This window comes from Dactylosporangium sp. NPDC048998 (assembly GCF_043197855.1).
Classification (GTDB): Bacteria; Actinomycetota; Actinomycetes; order Mycobacteriales; family Micromonosporaceae; genus Dactylosporangium.
Genome location: NZ_JBICTV010000006.1, coordinates 374,963 through 392,162, shown reverse-complemented (window position 1 = coordinate 392,162; position 17,200 = coordinate 374,963). Strand labels below are relative to the sequence as shown.

15 protein-coding genes are annotated in these 17,200 nt (G+C 70.9%); 5 read left to right on the top strand and 10 right to left on the bottom strand.

Annotated elements, in window-relative coordinates; all coding sequences use genetic code 11:
* Positions 1-37: 37 nt before the first annotated feature.
* A complete protein-coding gene (locus tag ACGFI8_RS18520) occupies positions 38-1,645 on the top strand; it encodes a flavin monoamine oxidase family protein (protein WP_392806308.1) in 1,608 nt (535 codons plus the stop codon).
* A gap of 64 nt (positions 1,646-1,709) precedes the next feature.
* Here ACGFI8_RS18520 and ACGFI8_RS18515 read toward each other — a convergent pair whose 3' ends face one another.
* From ACGFI8_RS18515 to ACGFI8_RS18490, 6 genes are all read right to left on the bottom strand, one after another.
* A complete protein-coding gene (locus ACGFI8_RS18515; protein ID WP_392806306.1) occupies positions 1,710-2,981 on the bottom strand; it encodes a hypothetical protein in 1,272 nt (423 codons plus the stop codon).
* A complete protein-coding gene (locus ACGFI8_RS18510) occupies positions 2,974-3,501 on the bottom strand; it encodes a SigE family RNA polymerase sigma factor (protein ID WP_392806304.1) in 528 nt (175 codons plus the stop codon). Before ACGFI8_RS18510 ends, ACGFI8_RS18515 begins: the two co-directional genes overlap by 8 nt.
* 140 nt (positions 3,502-3,641) lie before the next feature.
* Positions 3,642-4,040, bottom strand: a complete 399-nt coding sequence (locus ACGFI8_RS18505; protein WP_392806301.1) for a hypothetical protein — start codon at positions 4,038-4,040, stop codon at positions 3,642-3,644.
* Between the two features lie 260 nt (positions 4,041-4,300).
* The gene (locus ACGFI8_RS18500; protein WP_392806299.1) at positions 4,301-5,956 is read right to left on the bottom strand and encodes a lectin; all 1,656 of its coding nucleotides are present in this window, start codon (positions 5,954-5,956) and stop codon (positions 4,301-4,303) included.
* A 133-nt stretch (positions 5,957-6,089) separates the two neighbouring features.
* Positions 6,090-6,506 (bottom strand): hypothetical protein, encoded by a 417-nt coding sequence (locus ACGFI8_RS18495; protein ID WP_392806297.1) that lies wholly within the window; start codon positions 6,504-6,506, stop codon positions 6,090-6,092.
* Positions 6,503-6,928, bottom strand: coding sequence for a DUF6158 family protein (locus tag ACGFI8_RS18490; RefSeq protein WP_392806295.1), 426 nt, complete (start codon positions 6,926-6,928; stop codon positions 6,503-6,505). Before ACGFI8_RS18490 ends, ACGFI8_RS18495 begins: the two co-directional genes overlap by 4 nt.
* A 242-nt stretch (positions 6,929-7,170) precedes the next feature.
* Here ACGFI8_RS18490 and ACGFI8_RS18485 point away from each other — a divergent pair, with 242 nt between their 5' ends.
* From ACGFI8_RS18485 to ACGFI8_RS18475, 3 genes are all read left to right on the top strand, one after another.
* Entirely contained in the window at positions 7,171-8,754 is a 1,584-nt protein-coding gene (locus tag ACGFI8_RS18485; RefSeq protein WP_392806293.1) for a sensor histidine kinase, read from the top strand.
* A 70-nt stretch (positions 8,755-8,824) separates the two neighbouring features.
* Positions 8,825-9,616, top strand: a complete 792-nt coding sequence (locus ACGFI8_RS18480; protein WP_392806291.1) for an SAM-dependent methyltransferase — start codon at positions 8,825-8,827, stop codon at positions 9,614-9,616.
* A gap of 51 nt (positions 9,617-9,667) precedes the next feature.
* Entirely contained in the window at positions 9,668-12,424 is a 2,757-nt protein-coding gene (locus ACGFI8_RS18475) for an AAA family ATPase (protein WP_392806289.1), read from the top strand.
* 13 nt (positions 12,425-12,437) lie between these two features.
* On the opposite strand, the gene ACGFI8_RS18470 is transcribed toward ACGFI8_RS18475, so the two are convergent.
* Positions 12,438-13,646, bottom strand: coding sequence for an RNA-guided endonuclease InsQ/TnpB family protein (locus tag ACGFI8_RS18470; RefSeq protein WP_392806287.1), 1,209 nt, complete (start codon positions 13,644-13,646; stop codon positions 12,438-12,440).
* A gap of 156 nt (positions 13,647-13,802) precedes the next feature.
* Here ACGFI8_RS18470 and ACGFI8_RS18465 point away from each other — a divergent pair, with 156 nt between their 5' ends.
* Positions 13,803-14,846, top strand: coding sequence for a putative Ig domain-containing protein (locus ACGFI8_RS18465; RefSeq protein ID WP_392806285.1), 1,044 nt, complete (start codon positions 13,803-13,805; stop codon positions 14,844-14,846).
* Between the two features lie 44 nt (positions 14,847-14,890).
* Here the strand turns inward: ACGFI8_RS18465 and ACGFI8_RS18460 are convergent, their stop codons facing one another.
* From ACGFI8_RS18460 to ACGFI8_RS18450, 3 genes are all read right to left on the bottom strand, one after another.
* A complete protein-coding gene (locus tag ACGFI8_RS18460) occupies positions 14,891-15,472 on the bottom strand; it encodes a hypothetical protein (RefSeq protein WP_392806283.1) in 582 nt (193 codons plus the stop codon).
* A 75-nt stretch (positions 15,473-15,547) separates the two neighbouring features.
* The gene (locus ACGFI8_RS18455; protein ID WP_392806281.1) at positions 15,548-16,756 is read right to left on the bottom strand and encodes an RNA-guided endonuclease InsQ/TnpB family protein; all 1,209 of its coding nucleotides are present in this window, start codon (positions 16,754-16,756) and stop codon (positions 15,548-15,550) included.
* The gene (locus tag ACGFI8_RS18450) at positions 16,741-17,199 is read right to left on the bottom strand and encodes a hypothetical protein (RefSeq protein ID WP_392806279.1); all 459 of its coding nucleotides are present in this window, start codon (positions 17,197-17,199) and stop codon (positions 16,741-16,743) included. Before ACGFI8_RS18450 ends, ACGFI8_RS18455 begins: the two co-directional genes overlap by 16 nt.
* Position 17,200 lies beyond the last annotated feature (1 nt).

Here is a 17,200-nt window from a genome sequence, read left to right as displayed (position 1 = left end):
TCACGCCAGCTGAGGCGCCCGCGACCGGAGGTCAGTCATGGGATCCAGAGGTCGAACTCCACTCACCACCCATCTACGCGCGATCCTCGCCGCGCACGCCGAATCCGAACGGACCGGGATCCCGGTCGACGAAGTCATCGACATGCACGCCGCGGGCCTGTCGCGCCGCAAGCTGCTCGGGGGCGCCGCCCTCGTCGGCGCGGCGACCCTCTCCGCGACCAGCGTCACCCGCCCGGCCGCCGCGGCCGCGGCGCCCACCCCACCCCCGTCGGTGACGATCGTGGGGGCGGGGCTCGCCGGCATCCGCGCCGCGCACTGGCTCTACAAGGTCAAGGGCGTCAAGGCATCGGTCTACGAGGGCAACTCCCGCGTCGGCGGCCGCTGCTACACCCTGCGCGGCTTCTTCGACGACGGCGTGGTCGTCGAGCACGGCGGCGCGTTCATCAACACCGATCACAACACGATCCGGAGCCTCCTCAACAACCTCGGGCTCAGCCTGCGCCCGGTGTACGGCGGCAACCAGCCGCCCGGGGGCGACAAGTACTGGATCGACGGCGCGGACTACTCCTACAGCGCGGCGAACGCCGACTGGGGCCAGGTCTACCAGGCCTTCAAGGCGGCTCAGCAGTCCGCTCCGTACCCGCAGACGTACAACAGCTACACCGCGGCCGGGGCGGCGCTGGACAACCAGACCGTCAACCAGTGGCTCGACGCCAACATCCCGGGTGGACTGTCCAGCCGCTTCGCCAAGCTGATGCAGAGCAACGTCCTCGCCGAGTACGGGCTCGATCCGGACCAGCAGTCGGCCCTCAACCTCATCTACCTGCTCGGTTCGAACGGGCCGAACTCGTTGTCCCCGCTCACCGGGGGCGACGAGAAGTACACGATCATCGGCGGCAACGACCAGCTCGTCACCGCCATGGTCGGCGAACTGCCGGCCGGCACGGTGACCCTGGACCGCAAGCTCTTGGCGGTCAAGTCCAACGCCAACGGCTCGGTGACCTGCACGTTCCAGGCCGGCACCAAGACCGTCGACGTGACCTCGGACAAGGTGATCCTCGCCCTGCCCTTCACGATGCTGCGCGAGTGCGACCTGACCAAGGCCGGGTTCTCGGCGGTGAAGATGCGCTCCATCAACCAGTTCGACCTGGGCAGCAACGCCAAGCTCCACGTCCAGTTCACCCGGCGGCCCTGGGTGAGCCAGGGCTACGGCGGCTCCACCTACACCAACATGACGGGCTTCCAGTGCGCCTGGGACGACACCGTCAACCAGCCGACCACGACCGGCGTCCTGTGCGAGTTCCCGGGCGGCAGCCAGACCCGGGCGTGGACCGGCGCGGCGTTCGGCGCGGCACCGGCCGCGCAGGTGACGTCGCTCCTCAACCAGCTGGAGCCCATGTATCCCGGCATCAGCGCCGCCTACAACGGCAAGGCGTACCGCGACGCGTGGCCGCTCAACCCGTGGTCGAAGGGTGCCTACTCGGCCCAGAAACCGGGCCAGTACACCAGCTTCTTCGGCATCGAGGGCGTCCGCGAGGGCAACGTCCACTTCGCCGGCGAACACACCTCGATCGAGTACTTCGGCTACCTCAACGGCGCGGTCGAATCCGGTGAGCGCGCCGCCAAGGAGGTCACCGGCCCCTAGAACCGCCTGACCGCCTCCTCCTCCGGGCGTGGCCCGGAGGAGGAGGCGGCGACGCCGCTCATCGTCACGCGGTGGCGGAGGGGATGGTCTTCTTCGCCGCCTGCTGGTCGCCGAGGCGTAGCAGCACGAAACCGGCGCCCGGCGACCCGTTGCCGGCCAGGCCGCCGGCCTGGGATTCCTCCAGCTCGTAGCGCAGCGTGAAGGTCTTCGTCGCGCCCGCGGCCAGGGAGCCGGCCGAGCAGCGGTTGGCCTTCGCATCGCTGTACTCCACGGTGACGACCGGGCAGTCGCCTTTCGGCGCCGTCAGCTCGAAGTTGGCGAACACCGTCACGGTGACGTCGGCGACGGTGGCGCCGCCGCCGTTGTGGACGGTCACCGTCAGGGTGACCGGGCGCACGCCGCCCGAGGCCGGCAGCAGGCGCATCGTCGCGTTCGTCACCGTGACGCCGCGGTCCGGCGTGGTGAACGACGTCGAGCCCGCGTACTGGACGAAGGCCCGGCCGTCCCAGCGGTAGCCGCGCCACTGCTGGACCTCCTCCACGAAGGAGGCGCCGTCGCTGCCCTTCAGGTTGCCCACGTGCAGCCAGACGTCGCCCGCGTTGCCGGCGCCGAGGTCGGACACCCAGGAGATCGCGCCGGGGGCCTCGCCGTACGTGGCGAAGTCGCCGAGCGCCCGGATGCTGCCGCCGGTGCGGGTGAAGACGACCACGGCCTGCGTGCCCGGGTCGCTGCCGCCGCAGTTGTACAGCGCGACGGTCTCCGCCTGGCCGTCGTGGTCGACGTCGGTCTGCACGACCCGGACCAGCTTGGTGTAACCACTGGTCCCGGCCTTGAACGTGGCGGGGCCGTCCGGGCAGTTGCCGTTGTGGTCCGACGCGGGCATGTCAAACGTGCCGTTGCACAGGTCCGCCATGCTCACCGGGCCGCCGCCGGTCGGGTGCGCGCAGTCGACCGGCACGGACCTGTTCGGCGGGGCGCCGGCCGCGACGGACGGCGGGGACTGGGTCTGCGGGGCGCTCGACTCCTGCGCCGACGGCGTGTCCGACGGCGGCGCGCTCGACGGCCCGGCCGGGGGCGACGCCGAGCCGATCGCGGCCGGGGACGAGCCGCCGGGCACGGGCGGGCCGCTGTCGCCGTGGTCGCGCGCGGCGAACGCCGCCACCGGGGCGATGACCGCGATCACCGCGATGAACGATGCCGCGGTGATGCGGACGGTACGGCGGTGGCGCACCGTGGCGCGCACCGGATCCATGCCGGCGGGCTTGACGTGGGGCGCGGTGGCGGCGGTGAAGTCGGCGAAGGCCGCGTCGAGCAGCCGGTCGTGGTCGTCAGCCATGGTTGTCCTCCCGTGCGTCGGTGAGCTCGGCGGCGAGCGCGGCGCGGCCGCGGTGCAGCCAGACGCGCACCGTGCCCTCCGCGGCGCCGAGCTGCGAGGCGATCTCGGTGACCGTCAGATCGGCAAGGTGGTGCAGCACCACCGCCTTGCGCTGGTTGGGCGGCAGCTTCGCCAGCGCCGCGGCGAGCGCCACCCGGTCCGGGCCCGGTCCGGCGACGTGCTCCTCGCGCTGGCGGCGCAGGAAGTCCGTCGCCGCCCGCGCGCGCCGCCACCGGCTGGTCGCGAGGTTCCAGGCGACCCGGCGCACCCAGGCGGCCGGGTCGTCGTACGTGCGGATCCGGTGCCAGCGCGGCAGCGCCCGGCAGAACGCCTCCTGCACCAGGTCCTGGGCCGCGGCCAGGTCGCCGGTGTAGGCGTAGAGCTGCAGCGTCAGGCCGTGCACATGGATCGCGTAGAACTCGTCGATGTCCTGACCCACCGGAGGTGACGCATCCCTGGCCTCGGTGCGCAACGTGTTCACACCGTTCCTCCCCCTCGTGACGGCGGCCGGCATCCGTCCGGCCCGATGCGAACCACACGCGCCGGCGCGCCACCGGGTTACAGGCCGTATCGTGCCGCATTCACGACAGTCACGAGCCGCCCTGGGCAGGTCAGGGCAGGTCAGGGCCTCGGCAGCCGCCGGCGCAGCAGAAGCAGGGCGACCACGCCGGCGAGGGAGGCCGCGGCGACGGCGCTGCCGGTGGCGGTGCCGGCCGGGCTGACCTCGTTGACCGTGGCGCCGTTGAGAGTGGCCGGGACCCGGGCGCCCGAGTCCTCGTCGTAGGTCTGGACGAAGTGGACGGCCTCGCGGCGGATCGTGCCGTCGCTGGACTCGAAGGTGCCGATGCATTCGTACCGGGGGCGGTGGGGGCCGGCGTCGAACGCGCACGACCCGACGGTGACGGTGCCCCGGCGGCCGGTCGCGTAGTGCACGACGTCGGTGAGCACCGCGGCGCCCGCGCACAGCGCTAGGAGGGCCAGCAGGCCCGCGGTGGTCAGCAGTGCGCGGCGCCGGGTCATCGGGCCATGCCCGCGAGGGTCTGCGTGAGCGTGGACTTGGCCGCGGCGATCAGCTTGTCGCGGGCGTCGTTCTTCTGCTGGAATGCCACGCGCCACACAGAGGCCATGGCCGAGGATCATCCCATGCCGGGCCCGCGCCCGCTGCCCGCCGCCGCGGTGCGCGCCGTTTTCACAGATCACGGAGTGGACGCGTTGCTCCTTTGTACGTGTCCACTCCGTGATCATGACGAACGGCGCCGCCCACGTCCGGCCGTGCGGGATCAGGCGGTGACGAGGTCGAACTGCTCCCACTGCCCGATCGCGGTGCGGTTGGCGATCAGCGGCGCGGCGCCCGCGTTATCCGCGCACACGTACCGGTTGTTGACCGTGGCCAGCAGGCTCACCGTTCCGTCGGCGTTGCGGACGAGCCTGAAGGTCTCCCACGGGCCGACGGCGGTGCGGTTGGCGATCAGCGGCGCGGCGCCCGCGTTCTCGGCGCAGACGTACCGGCCGTTGACCCGCGCCCGCAGCGCGATGTTGCCGCCGCCCAGGTCGATCTGGTCGAACTGCTCCCACGCGGCGACCACCGAGGCGGTGGCCTGCAGCGCCGAGGCGCCGGCGTCGCGTGCCGAGACGAACAGGTTGTTCGCGCGCGAACGCAGCGCCACCGCGCCGGTCGGGGGCGGGGTGGTCGTGCCGCCGACGACGGGCTGGGTGGGGCGGGTCGCGGTCAGGGCCGCCTGGCCCTTGAACATTCTGCCCCCGTCGGCGGTGATGCGCAGGTAGTAGTCCGACGAGCAGGCCACACCGTCGGCGTCCAGCGCGGGGTGACCGAAGTCGGTCGGCTGCATCGACGCGTTCTCGGCGGTCTTCGCGATCTGGTTGCCCTCGTTGAACTCGTCGAACATCGACACGTACAGGCCCTGGGCGCCCAGCCTGGTCATGTTGTAGATGTGGCGCCAGTAGAAGTCGCCGTGCGCGCGGGCGCCCGCGGACAGGTCGCCGGGCATCACGCAGGGCTGGTAGTCGATGCCGCGGGCGTTGCAGTCGGCCTGGTCGCCGACGTTGACGTTGTTGTAGTAGGAGTCCAGGCCGGCGATGTCGCCGGTCCGGCCGACCATCCACGGGGAGATCATGTTGAAGGCGTGGTACACGTCGAGGAACCCGGGGCGGGAGTCGTTGACGCCGGTGCGCCACCAGGTCGGCACGCCACCGATGACGTAGCAGCCCTGGGCCTTGAACCAGTTCACGACGTCCAGGCACGGGCCCGGCGCGAACGGCCTTCCCGAGTCGTTGAACCCGAAGCCCCAGATGCACACGACCGGCTTTCCGTTCTGCCGGGCGTACGCCGGGGAAGCGGTGTAAGCCGACATCTTGTTCGTCCAGTCGGTCTTGAGCTCCGACTGCATGTTCGTCCAGCCGGTGACGTCGTACATGATGTAGAACTTGCGGCCGTACGTCTCGGCCGCGCTGCGGACCTTCACCGCCATCGCGTCGCGGGTCGGGCCCTCGCCCCCGAACGGGTTGAAGCGCTGCAGCGCGGCGGTGTCGCAGCCGTAGTCGCGCATCCACTTGAAGTGGGTGTCCACGGTCTGCTGGTCGTAGGAGGAGAACAGGCGCGCGGGCTGGCCGTTGCCGAGGTTGGCGTAGGCGGTCGTGTAGCCCTTGGTGAACTCGCGCATGTCCGGCCACGAGACGATCGTGGTGTTGCTCGCGGACGGGGGCTGGCCGCCGTTGCGGCTCCAGTGCCACCACGAGTTGATCGGCGCGCCGTCGCCGGGGCAGGCGAACCAGCCCTGGTAGCCGACGCTGATCTTGCCTACCACGTCGCCCGGGGCGCTGGCCGCCTCGGCCGTGCCGACGGTGAGGTAACCGACGGCCCCGAGGCCGGTGGCGGCCAGCCCGGATGCGAGCACCTGACGTCGTGTGAGACTCATGAGGTTCCTTTCGGCGCGGAACAGGAGCGCGCCGATCGCACCTGCGGGTCTGCCTCAGAATTTGGCCGACGTCGATGCACTTGTCAATGATTTCGTCCGATGATTCGATACCGAATGCAGAAATAATGACCCTTTAAGGTCCGGCGAACACCACCACTCGTCCGATGTCACCCGGTGCGCAGGCCTCTTCCCTGAACACCGTGACCGGACCGGGGAGCGCGGTGCCGTCGCCGAGGATGACCATCCGCTGCATGTGCACGTCGCCCCGGCAGATCGACCGGGTCGGCATGGCGCGAGCGAGCGAGATCGCCCGCGGCGGGGCGGCGGGGGCGGCCGCCAGCAGCGCCAGGGCGGCCACGACGAGCATCCGCGCGCCGGGCCTGCGCCGCGTGGACGCCGGGCCGGGCAGGTCGTCCGGGTCGAGCTCGGGATAGCGGTCGAGGTCGATCACCGGCGTCATGCTACCCGGCGGCTGCGCGCTGAGGCTGCCGATCGCCCGCAGGATCCGCTCGGCCACCCGGCCGCGCTCCTCATCGCCGGGTGCCTTCAAGCGTTTGATTGAGCACGCGCCCCGGCCCGCAGGCGGCGCGGATCCACCTCGCGGTCGGGAAAGCGGCGCAGGTACTCGCCCTCCAGCTCCGCGGTGCGCTCGTCGTGATGCTCCAGCGCCTGCGCCGAGGCGTGATGGAACGCGTCGTCCCGGGTCTTGTGCAGGTGCCGCAGCTCGCGGCCCAGGTCCGCGTCGGAGAGCTCGCCCGCCGGCACCCCGGTGCCCAGGATCGCCCGCCCGTTGAGCTGCACGAGCGCCTCGGCGGCCTCCTCCTGCGCGTACTCACCCTCCGGCAGCGCCTCCAGCGCGGTGACGACCTCCGCGGGCAGGTCCAAGGCGACGGCGCGGCGGTAGATCTCGCTGCGGCTGACCCGTTCCCGCCCGGCGTACACGTCGTCCAGCAGCTCCTCGATGTCGTGCATACGTCCTGGTTACCCGCCCTGCGCCGCGCGACACCCCCGGAATGGCGGACGGCTGGTATAGATCACGGTATGTGGAACCGCCGCGGCCACGGTCCGAGCCTCGGTGCTCGCCGAGCTGCTGCTGGCCGGCCCGCCGCCCCGGCCCGGCGCTGATCAGCGACGGGAAGCAAGGAAGGGTAGCGTAGCTAACGTGTGGTTCTGATCGCGTTCGGTCAGGATTGGCCCATTTGTCAGGCAGACCCTTGTCGTCCCTTCTCGCCATCGCCGCCATGGTGGTGGCCGCTGTCGTCGGTCTGGGCAGCTCGGGGCTGCTGAGCCCGTGGTCGTCGCTGTTCGTCTACGACGCCACGCAGTTCTTTACCGCGCTCGCCGCGACCCTCGCCTGCTGGATGACGGCCGGGCGCCATACCGGCGGGCAGCGGCGGTGGCGGGTGTGGATGGGCGCCGCGACATGCGGCTGGATGATCGGACAGTTCTTCTGGTCCTGGTACCAGCTGTTCCGCAACGTCGGGCTGCCGAGCCCGTCGCTCGCGGACGCCGGATATCTGACCATGCCGGTGTTCGCGCTCGTGGCGATCATCTCCCTGGCCGCCGACCGGCCCGCGCAGGGCATGCCGCGGCACCGCCCGGGTCAGCTGGTGCTGGTCCTCGACGGGGTCATTGTCGTGGGTGCGTTGTTCGTGCTCAGCTGGGCCACCACGCTCGGGCCGGTGGTGCGTGCCGGTGCGGCCACCCCGCTGGCCTATTCGGTCGCGATCGCCTACCCGCTCACCGATCTGTTGCTGGCCGTCATCGTCATCCTGCTCATCGCCGCGGCCTCGTCGACGGCGAACCGGTCACAGCTGATCATTCTCGGAGCCGGGCTGTTGTGCCTGGCGGTCTCGGACAGCGTTTTCGCGTACCGGGTGTCCGAGGGCGCGCACAGCATCCCGTCGCCGGCCTATGCCGGGTTCGTCGCCGGGCTCGCGCTCGTCGCGGTCGCCGCGCTGGCCCCGGCCCGGGAGACGCCGGGCCTGGCGAGACGCCAGGACGCACGCCGGGGCCAGCTGTTGCTGCCCTACGTGCCGGTCGCCGGGATGCTCCTGCTGTTCATCGTGCAGCGCGTCCAGGGCATCCCGCTGGACACCGTCGAGATCGTCATCGAGACCGTGGTCATCGCACTGCTGCTCATCCGCCAGGCGGTCACGCTCGTGCAGAGCGCCAACCTCGTCGCGTCGAGGGCCCGGCTCGTGCTCGCCACCGACCACACCCGCCGGCAGCTCGAACGCGACCTGCACGATGGCGTCCAGCAAAGACTCATCTCGCTGGTCCTGGACGTCCGCCGGGCCGAGGCGGACGTGCCGCCGGAGCTGACCCAGCTTCGGCAGCAGCTGTCCGCCGTCGTGGCCGGGCTGAACGGCACGGTCGACGACGTGCGCGAACTCTCGCGCGGCGTGCATCCGGCGATCCTCACCGACGGCGGCCTGCGACCCGCGCTCCGTGCGCTGGCCCGCCGCTCCGGCGTCCCGGTGGAGCTCGACGTACACGTGGACGGCCGGCAGCCGGAACCGGTCGAGGTCGCGGCGTACTACGTGGTGGCGGAGGCGCTGACGAACGCCGCCAAATACGCCCAGGCCCCGCTCGTCCACGTCTGCGTGCAGGCCCGGGGTGGCTACCTGTACCTGTCGGTCCGCGACGACGGCGTCGGTGGCGCGGACCCGAAGCGCGGCACAGGCCTCACCGGGCTGAGCGACCGCGTCGAGGCCGTGGGCGGCACGCTCACCCTCGACAGCCCGGCCGGCAAGGGCACCCGCCTGCAGGCCGAATTCCCGCTCAACCGACGCTGACCGGGCGGGCGGTACGGTCTGAGCGAGCCCTATGCTGTGGTGGACATTGTGGATACCGCATGGAGGATCAATGGCCGCGCCCTTCGACACTGACCGGCCACACCCCGCGCGGGTCTACGACGTCCTGCTCGGCGGCAAGGACAACTTCGCCGCCGACCGGGCCGCGGCGGCGGAAGGGCTCAAGGTCAACCCGAACGCGGCCACGGCACCGTTGCAGAACCGGGCGTTCCTGCGCCGGACGGTCAGGTTCCTGGCGGCCGAGGCCGGGATCCGGCAGTTCCTCGACATCGGCACGGGGCTGCCGACGTCGCCCAACGTGCACGAGGTCGCCCAGGCGGTCGACCCGTCGGCGCGAATCGTCTACGCGGACAACGATCCCATCGTGCTGACCCACGCACGGGCGCTGCTGACCAGCACACCGCAAGGGCGCACCGCCTACGTCGACGCCAACCTCCAAGACGTCGACAGCATCCTGGCCGCACCCGAGCTGCGCGACAACCTGGATCTCGACCAGCCGGTCGCGTTGCTGCTCTTCGCGATCCTGCACTTCCTGGACGACGAAGACGACCCCTACGGCGTCGTCGAGCGACTCATGGCCGCACTGCCCAGCGGCAGCTACCTGGTGCTGTCGCACACCACTGCGGACTTCGACCCGCAGAGCTGGGCCCGGTTCGTGGAGATCATGCGCCGCCAGGGCATCACCTCGCGGCTGCGCAACCAGTCCGAGGTCGCCCGGTTCTTCACCGGGCTGGAACTGGTCGACCCGGGCGTGGTGTCGATCCTGCGCTGGCGCCCCGAGCACGATTCGCAGTTCACCGACGCCCAGGCCGCACTGTACGGCGGGGTGGCCCGCAAGCCCTGACGCCCGAGTGCGCGTGCTGCGCACCGGCCCTAATTGCCGCGAGGGCGGACCTTGACGCTAGTCGGGAGTGCCGGCGACGTTGATCTCGTCGGCCGTGACGACGATCTGGTGGTGCTGCGCGCGTTCGTTGACCGGGCCGGGCGGGCGGGTGGCACCTTGTTGCTCGTGGGCGAGCCCGGTGTCGGCAAGACGGCGTTGCTGGGGGCGGCATCCGGGTACGCCGAGGCGGCGCGGACGCGGTTTCTGGCGGTCTCGGGCACGCAGTTCGAGGCGGCGCACAGCTTCTCGGCCCTGCACCAGGCGCTGCATCCGTTGGTCGAGGATCTCGGCGGGTTGAGCGCGACCCACCGGCGGGCGCTCGACGTCGCGCTGGGGATCCGCGCCGGTTCCCCGCCCAGCCTGTTGATGATCGCCAATGCGACGCTGGCGCTGCTCGAACGGGTGGCGGCGACCGCTCCCGTGCTGCTGATGGTCGACGATCTGCACTGGCTGGATCGCGCCAGCGCCCTGGCGCTGGCCATCGTCGCCCGTCGCATGCCGGCTCGGGTCGGGCTGCTGGCCGCCTACCGATCCGGGGAGGAGAGCTTCTTCGACCGGGCGGGCTTGCCCGTCCATGAGATTCGGCCGCTTGACGATCGGGCCGCCACGACACTGGTCGTCCAGCGGTTTCCGGCGCTCGTTCCCCGGGTCCGGCGGCGCCTGCTCGATGCGGCGCAGGGCAACCCGCTCGCGCTGCTGGAGCTTCCGCTGGCGCTCACCGACCGCCAGAAATCCGGGCTGGGATCGCTGCCCGAGGTACTTCCGCTGAACCGCCGTCTTCAGGCGGCGTTCGAGTCGCGGGTGAGCGGCCTGCCCGCGCCGACCCGGCGGTTGCTGCTGCTGGCGGCGTTGGACGGCACCGGCAGGCTGAGCACCCTGACCGCCGGCGACGCGGGCCTCGCGGCCCTGGCTCCGGCCGAGCGGGCGGGTCTGGTCCACGTTGACGAGGGTGCCGGCAGCCTCGCGTTCCATCACCCGCTGACCAGGTCGGCCGTGGTTGATCTGTCCACGGTGGACGAACGTATGCGTGCGCATGCCGACCTTGCCGAGCGGTTGGCGGACCGCCCGGAACGGGCCGCCTGGCACCTGGCCCAGGCGACCGTCGGGACGAACGAAGCGGTGGCCCGCCGGCTCGAGGACGCCGCCTACGCGATCCGCAGCCGTGGCGACGCCGCCGGCTCGGTCACCGCGCTGCTGCGAGCCGCCGACCTCAGCCCGGTCGGTGCCGATCGCAGCCGCCGGCTCGCCGAAGCGGCGTACCTCGGCGCGGTCGTGACCGGCGACCTGCGGGACGTCCCGCGCCTGCTCGCCGACGCCCGCCTGGGCGAACGCGAGCGGAACCGGCCGCTGGTCTCCGCCGTCGCCGCCGCCCATCACCTGCTGCTCAGCGGCGAGGGCGACATCGACACCGCCCACCGCCTGCTGGCCGGCGCCATCGAGATGCAGCCGGCCCCGTACGACGGCGGCAACCCCACGCTGGTCGAGGCGTTCTACACCCTAGGCTGGGTGTGCTACTTCGGGGGACGGGCCGAGTTGTGGCAGCCGTTCCACGCCGCACTCGCCCGGCTCGCACCTGGAGTACCCGAACTGCTCGCGCTGCTGGCCGGCACGTTCGACGACCCGGCGCGCACCGCGGCGGCGCTGCTCGGCCGGATCGACACGGCGATCGCCGGCCTCGCCGCGGAGGCGGACGCGGTGTGGAGCATCCGGGTCGGCCTTTCCGCGATGTTCGTCGACCGGCTCACGTTCTGCCGTACCGCGCTGTCCGAAATCCTGGGCGACGACCGCGGTGCGGCGGTCACCCTGTCACTGCACGCCCGCTCGCTGCTCGGGCTGGACCAGCTGATGACCGGGGAGTGGGAAGATCTGCTGCCACTTGCCGAGGAACACGTCGCACTGTGCCGGACGCACGACTACCGGCTGCTGGAATGCGTGGGACTGTACCTGCTGGCGATGGTGGCCGCCGCGCGCGGCGAGCGCGACACCGTCAAGCAGCTGACCGACCGGATGACGATGTGGGCGACACCGCGCCGTGCCGGCCTCGTCCTGCGCATCGCCGCCCAGGCGAAGCTGATGGCCGCGCTCGGCCGCGGGGAGTTCGAGGAGGCGTACCGGCAGGCAACGACGATCGCCCCCGTCGGCGAGCTGGCCGCTCACGTGCCGCACGCGCTCTGGGTGATCATGGACGTCGTGGAGGCCGCGGTGCGTACCGGGCGGATCGCCGAGGCGGCGGCGCACGTCTCAGCGGCCCGCGCCTGCGGCGTGGCGGGGGTGTCCGCACGGCTGGCAATGACCGTCGATGCGGCAGCCGCGCTGATCGCGACCGAGGAGCAGGCGCCGGCCCTGTTCGACTCGGCCCTCGCCGTCGCGGGCGGCGAGCGCTGGCCGTTCGAGCGCGCTCGGATCGCTCTCGCCTACGGCGAACGGCTGCGGCGGGGCAAAGCCACGACCCGGGCTCGCGACCAGCTGACGGCCGCTCTGGACACGTTCAACCGGTTGGGCGCCCGCCCGTGGGCGGCACGTGCGGCTGCCGAGCTGCGCGCGACCGGCCTGACGGTCGACCGTCTGCCCCCGGCCGGTTCGGCCGCGCTGACGCCGCAGCAGCGGGAGATCGCCGAACTCGCGGCCGCCGGCCTCACCAACAAGCAGATCGGCGAACGGCTGTTCCTCTCACCCCGAACCATCGGTACCCATCTCTACCAGATCTTCCCGAAGCTGGGCATCACCTCGCGCGCGGCACTGCGCGATGCGCTGGCGGACACCGATTGACATCCTCCCCTCCCTAAAGGGAGCGGATTCCCTGGGTCACCCCAGGGGTTTCCTGCTTCACCGCTGACTGCCCCGTCCGGGAGGACTCCCGTTGAGGTCTTACACCAGCTCCACAGGCAGACACCGCCAGCCCGGCGGCCAGAAGGTTGCGTGCCGCGTTCACATCGCGGTCGTGGACGGTGCCGCACCGGCACGTCCACTTCCGCACGTGCAGCGGCATCTGTTCGGCCAGCGCGCCGCAGGCGGAGCAGAGTTTGGAGGACGGGTACCAGCGGTCGACCGCGATCACCTCGCGGCCGTACCAGGTGGCTTTGTACTCCAGCATGGTCCGGAACTGCCGCCACGCCGCGTCCGAGATGGCACGGGCCAGCGTGCGATTCTTGACCATGTTCCGTACGGTCAGGTCCTCGATCACGATCGTTTGGTTGTCACGAACGAGCCGAGTGCTCAGCTTGTGCAGGTGGTCGCGCCGCCGGTCGGCGATCCGGGCATGGACGCGGGCGACCTTGACCCGGGCCTTCGCCCGGTTGTTGGAGTCCTTCTCCTTGCGGGCCAGGTTCCGTTGCGCGCGGGCCAGCCGCGCCCGGTCGGCGCGCTCGTGCCGCAGGTTGGGGATCTTCTCCCCGGTGGAGAGGGTGAGCAGGCTGTCCAGCCCGGCGTCGACCCCGACAGCGGTGTCCACTGCCGGGGCGTCGGGGATCATGTCGTCGCAGAGCAGGGACACGAACCAGCGCCCGGCCGCGTCCTGCGACACGGTCACCGTCGACGGCGAAGCCCCCTCCGGCAGCGGCCGGGACCACACGATGTCCAGCGGCTCGGCCATCTTCGCCAAGGTGAGCCTGCCGTCACGGAACCGGAACGCGCTGGTGGTGTACTCCGCCGACCGCCGGGACTTCTTCTTCGACTTGAAGCTCGGGTAGCGGGCCCGGCCGGCGAAGAAGTTCGCAAACCCGGCCTGCAGGTGCCGCAGGGCCTGCTGCAACGGCACGGAGGAGACGTCGTTGAGGAACGCGAGTTCCTCGGTCTGCTTCCACGCGGTCAGCATCGCCGAGGTCGCGTTGTAGCCGACCCGTTCCCGCCGCAGCGCCCACGCCTCGGTGCGGGCGGCCAATGCCAGGTTGTAGACCTTCCGGACACACCCGAACGTCCGCGCCAGCTCGGCGGCCTGCGCGCCGGTCGGGTAGCAGCGGTACTTGAACGCCCGCTTCACCGTCCTGAACACGCCTCACATACTGGCCGATCTATTTTGTGAACCTTGCGGTGACACGCCGGTAGACGCCGATCCGCCCTGGCGGCGAATCGGCTATCTCTGCCCTGCTCCGCAGGGGTTCCGTTTCCTCCCCCGCCTGAAGACGGGGGTCTCCACGGAAGGAATCCGATGAAGACGTTGCGGCCGATCCTGATCCTGTCGGTGCTCATGGTGCTGCTGTTCGGCACGGCGCGGCCGGCGGCCGCCGCGACCATCACCATCACGTCCGGTTCACCGGCGTCCCCGGTCACCGCCTACGAGCCTTACCCGACGCACACGTTCACCGCCACGGGCGGCACCGCCCCGTACTCACTCTCGCTGCGATCGGGCTCGCTGCCGGTCGGCATGGCACTGTCGTCGAGCGGAAGATTCTCGGGCACACCGACCACGCCCGGCAGCTACACCTTCGGCATCCGCATGAGCGACGCCGACGGCTTCTACGCCGAACAGCAGGTCACGGTCGTGGTGGTCGCGCCGGCGATCACGATCACCTCGGGCACCCCGACCTCACCGTGGTACACCGGGCAGCAGTACCCGACGCACACGTTCACCGCCACGGGCGGCACCGCCCCGTACTCACTCTCGCTGCGATCGGGCTCGCTGCCGGTCGGCATGGCACTGTCGTCGAGCGGGAAATTCTCGGGCACCCCGACCACGCCCGGCAGCTACACCTTCGGCATCCGCATGAGCGACGCCAACGGCTTCTACGCCGAACAGGAGGTCACGGTCGTCATCGCGGCTCCGGCCACGGCCATCACCTCCGGCGCGCCGCCGCGGGGCGCGGTCGGCTCGGCGTACTCGTTCACGTTCACCGCGTCCGGTGACTCCAACATCCAGTTCAGCGTGACCGCCGGCGACCTGCCCGACGGACTCACCCTCGCCCCGGGCGGCGCGCTCACCGGCAGCCCCGAGAAGGCGGGCAGTTTCACGTTCACGGTCAAGGCGACCGGCACCGCGTCGAGCGCCACGGTCGACGTGACCCTGGTCATCGACGCGGCGCCCTCGCCCTCGCCGTCGGCACCGGCGCCGTCCCAGTCCTCCGAGCCCGGCTCCGGGCTTCCCGTCACCGGATCCAACCTGATCGTCGTGCTGCTGCTGGGAGCGGTGGCGATCGCCGCCGGTGGCATCCTGCTGCTCGTTTCACGTCGCCGGAGGTCAGTCGCCGGCGAGTAGTGGCCACGCTGCGGCCGGGCGGCTCCCGCCGCCCGGCGAGCGGGTCAGGCGCGGTACTGGTTGCGGGTGTAGGTCAGGCTGAACGCGCCGATGTTCGCGAAGTAGCGCGACACCAGGTACGCCGGGTCGGTGGCGAGGACGCCGGCCTGCAGGTCGCTGCCGTCGTTCATGTCGTCCCAGGCCCATGGCGCGTGTGCGGCGTTGGCCTGCCAGTCGTCACCGGCGAACGCGCCATAGCTCGCGAACGGCGGGTTGCTGCCGCGCCGCTCCCACAGCCCGCCCGGGCCGAAGATGTCGACCAGGCGGTACCGCGCGTTGCGGTCGTTGGGGCCGGTGGGAAGGGTACCCGCGCCACGGCTGGGGTAGTAGACGACGCCGTCGCCGCCGGGGAACGAGCCGCCGGACCAGTTGTAGCAGCCGTGGCCCTTGGACTCCTGGTATGTGGTCGGGTGCGCCGCGCCGTCCCAGGACTGCATCAGCACCGTGCCGTCGATGTTCTCCCGCCCGTTGGTGTAGGTGCTACCGGCCGGCACGTAGGAGTAGAAGTTGTCGTGGGCGAGCGTGACCATCGCCTCCAGGGTGCCGGTGCCGCTGTCCTTGCGGACCGTGAGCAGCACCCCCTCCATGTCGTTCTCGTGCGGGAAGAACGTCTTGTAGTCGCGGGCGTGGTAGTAGGCGTAGACGTTGACATCCTCCCCTCCCTAAAGGGAGGGGATTGCCTGGGTCACCCCAGGGGTTTCCTGCTTCACCGCCGGTCGCCCCGTCCGGGAGGACTCCCGTTGAGGTCTTACACCAGCTCCACAGGCAGACACCGCCAGCCCGGCGGCCAGAAGGTTGCGTGCCGCGTTCACGTCCCGGTCGTGGACGGTGCCGCACCGGCACGTCCACGTCCGCACGTGCAGCGGCATGTGCTCGGCCAGCGCGCCGCAGGCCGAACAGCGTTTGGAGGACGGGTACCAGCGGTCGACCGCGATCACCTCACGGCCGTACCAGGTGGCCTTGTACTCCAGCATGGTCCGGAACTGCCGCCACGCCGCATCCGAGATGGCACGGGCCAGCGTGCGATTCTTGACCATGTTCCGTACGGTCAGGTCCTCGATCACGATCGTTTGGTTGTCACGAACGAGCCGAGTAGTCAGCTTGTGCAGGTGGTCGCGGCGCCGGTCGGCGATCCGGGCATGGACGCGGGCGACCTTGACCCGGGCCTTCACCCGGTTGTTCGAGTCCTTCTCCTTGCGGGACAACGCCCGCTGCGCGCGGACCAGTCGCGCCCGGTCGGCACGCCCGTGCCGCAGGTTGACGACCTTCTCCCCGGTGGAGAGGGTGAGCAGGCTGTCCAGCCCGGCGTCGACCCCGACCGCAGCAGCCGCTGCCGGGGCGTCGGGGATCAGATCTTCGCAGAGCAGGGACACGAACCAGCGCCCGGCCGCGTCCTGCGACACGGTCACCGTCGACGGCGACGCACCCTCCGGCAGCGGCCGGGACCACACGATGTCCAGCGGCCCGGCCATCTTCGCCAACGTGAGCCTGCCGCCACGGAACCGGAACGCACTGGTCGTGTACTCCGCCGACCGCCGAGACCTCTTCTTCGACTTGAAACTCGGGTACCGGGCACGGCCGGCGAAGAAGTTCGCAAACCCCGCCTGCAGGTGCCGCAGGGCCTGCTGCAACGGCACGGACGAGACCTCGTTGAGGAACGCCAGCTCCTCGGTCTGCTTCCACGCGGTCAGCATCGCCGAGGTCGTGTTGTAGCCGACCCGCTCCCGCCGCAACGTCCACGCCTCGGTGCGGGCGGCCAATGCCAGGTTGTAGACCTTCCGGACACACCCGAACGTCCGCGCCAGCTCAGCGGCCTGCACGTCGGTCGGGTAGCAGCGGTACTTGAACGCCCGCTTCACCGTCCTGGACATGCCACACATCTTGGCCGATCTATTTTGTGAACCTTGCGGTGACACGCCGGCAGACGCCGATCCGCCATGGCGGCGGATCGGCTATCTCTGTCCTGCTCCGCAGGGGGTCCGTTTCCTCCCCCGCCTGAAGGCGGGGGTCTCCACGGAAGGAATCCGATGAACCAGTGGGTGCCGGTCTCCACGACCGAGTAGTAGACGGTCCCGGTCAGGCCGGATGCGAACGCGTCGAGGTTGTTCCAGTTGTTGAGCGTGTTCCAGTCACCGTCGTAGTCGACGGGTGCGAGGTAGTCGGCACGGTAGGTGCTCGCGGTGTCCTGGTAGTGCACGGGCGCCCAGCGATAGGCCAGGTCGGCGTCCGTAACCGCCGCCTGCGCGACCTGAGCCGGGACGGTCAGGACCGCCCCGGCCAGCAGAACCGTCATGATGTACCGCCACAACCTCACG

Coding starts and splice junctions, on each gene's coding strand:
- ACGFI8_RS18520 (WP_392806308.1), top strand. CDS start 38: ATGGGATCCAGAGGTCGAACTCCACTCACCACCCATCTACGCGCGATC.
- ACGFI8_RS18515 (WP_392806306.1), bottom strand. CDS start 2,981: ATGGCTGACGACCACGACCGGCTGCTCGACGCGGCCTTCGCCGACTTC.
- ACGFI8_RS18505 (WP_392806301.1), bottom strand. CDS start 4,040: ATGACCCGGCGCCGCGCACTGCTGACCACCGCGGGCCTGCTGGCCCTC.
- ACGFI8_RS18500 (WP_392806299.1), bottom strand. CDS start 5,956: ATGAGTCTCACACGACGTCAGGTGCTCGCATCCGGGCTGGCCGCCACC.
- ACGFI8_RS18490 (WP_392806295.1), bottom strand. CDS start 6,928: ATGCACGACATCGAGGAGCTGCTGGACGACGTGTACGCCGGGCGGGAA.
- ACGFI8_RS18480 (WP_392806291.1), top strand. CDS start 8,825: ATGGCCGCGCCCTTCGACACTGACCGGCCACACCCCGCGCGGGTCTAC.
- ACGFI8_RS18465 (WP_392806285.1), top strand. CDS start 13,803: ATGAAGACGTTGCGGCCGATCCTGATCCTGTCGGTGCTCATGGTGCTG.
- ACGFI8_RS18460 (WP_392806283.1), bottom strand. CDS start 15,472: ATGGAGGGGGTGCTGCTCACGGTCCGCAAGGACAGCGGCACCGGCACC.
- ACGFI8_RS18455 (WP_392806281.1), bottom strand. CDS start 16,756: ATGTCCAGGACGGTGAAGCGGGCGTTCAAGTACCGCTGCTACCCGACC.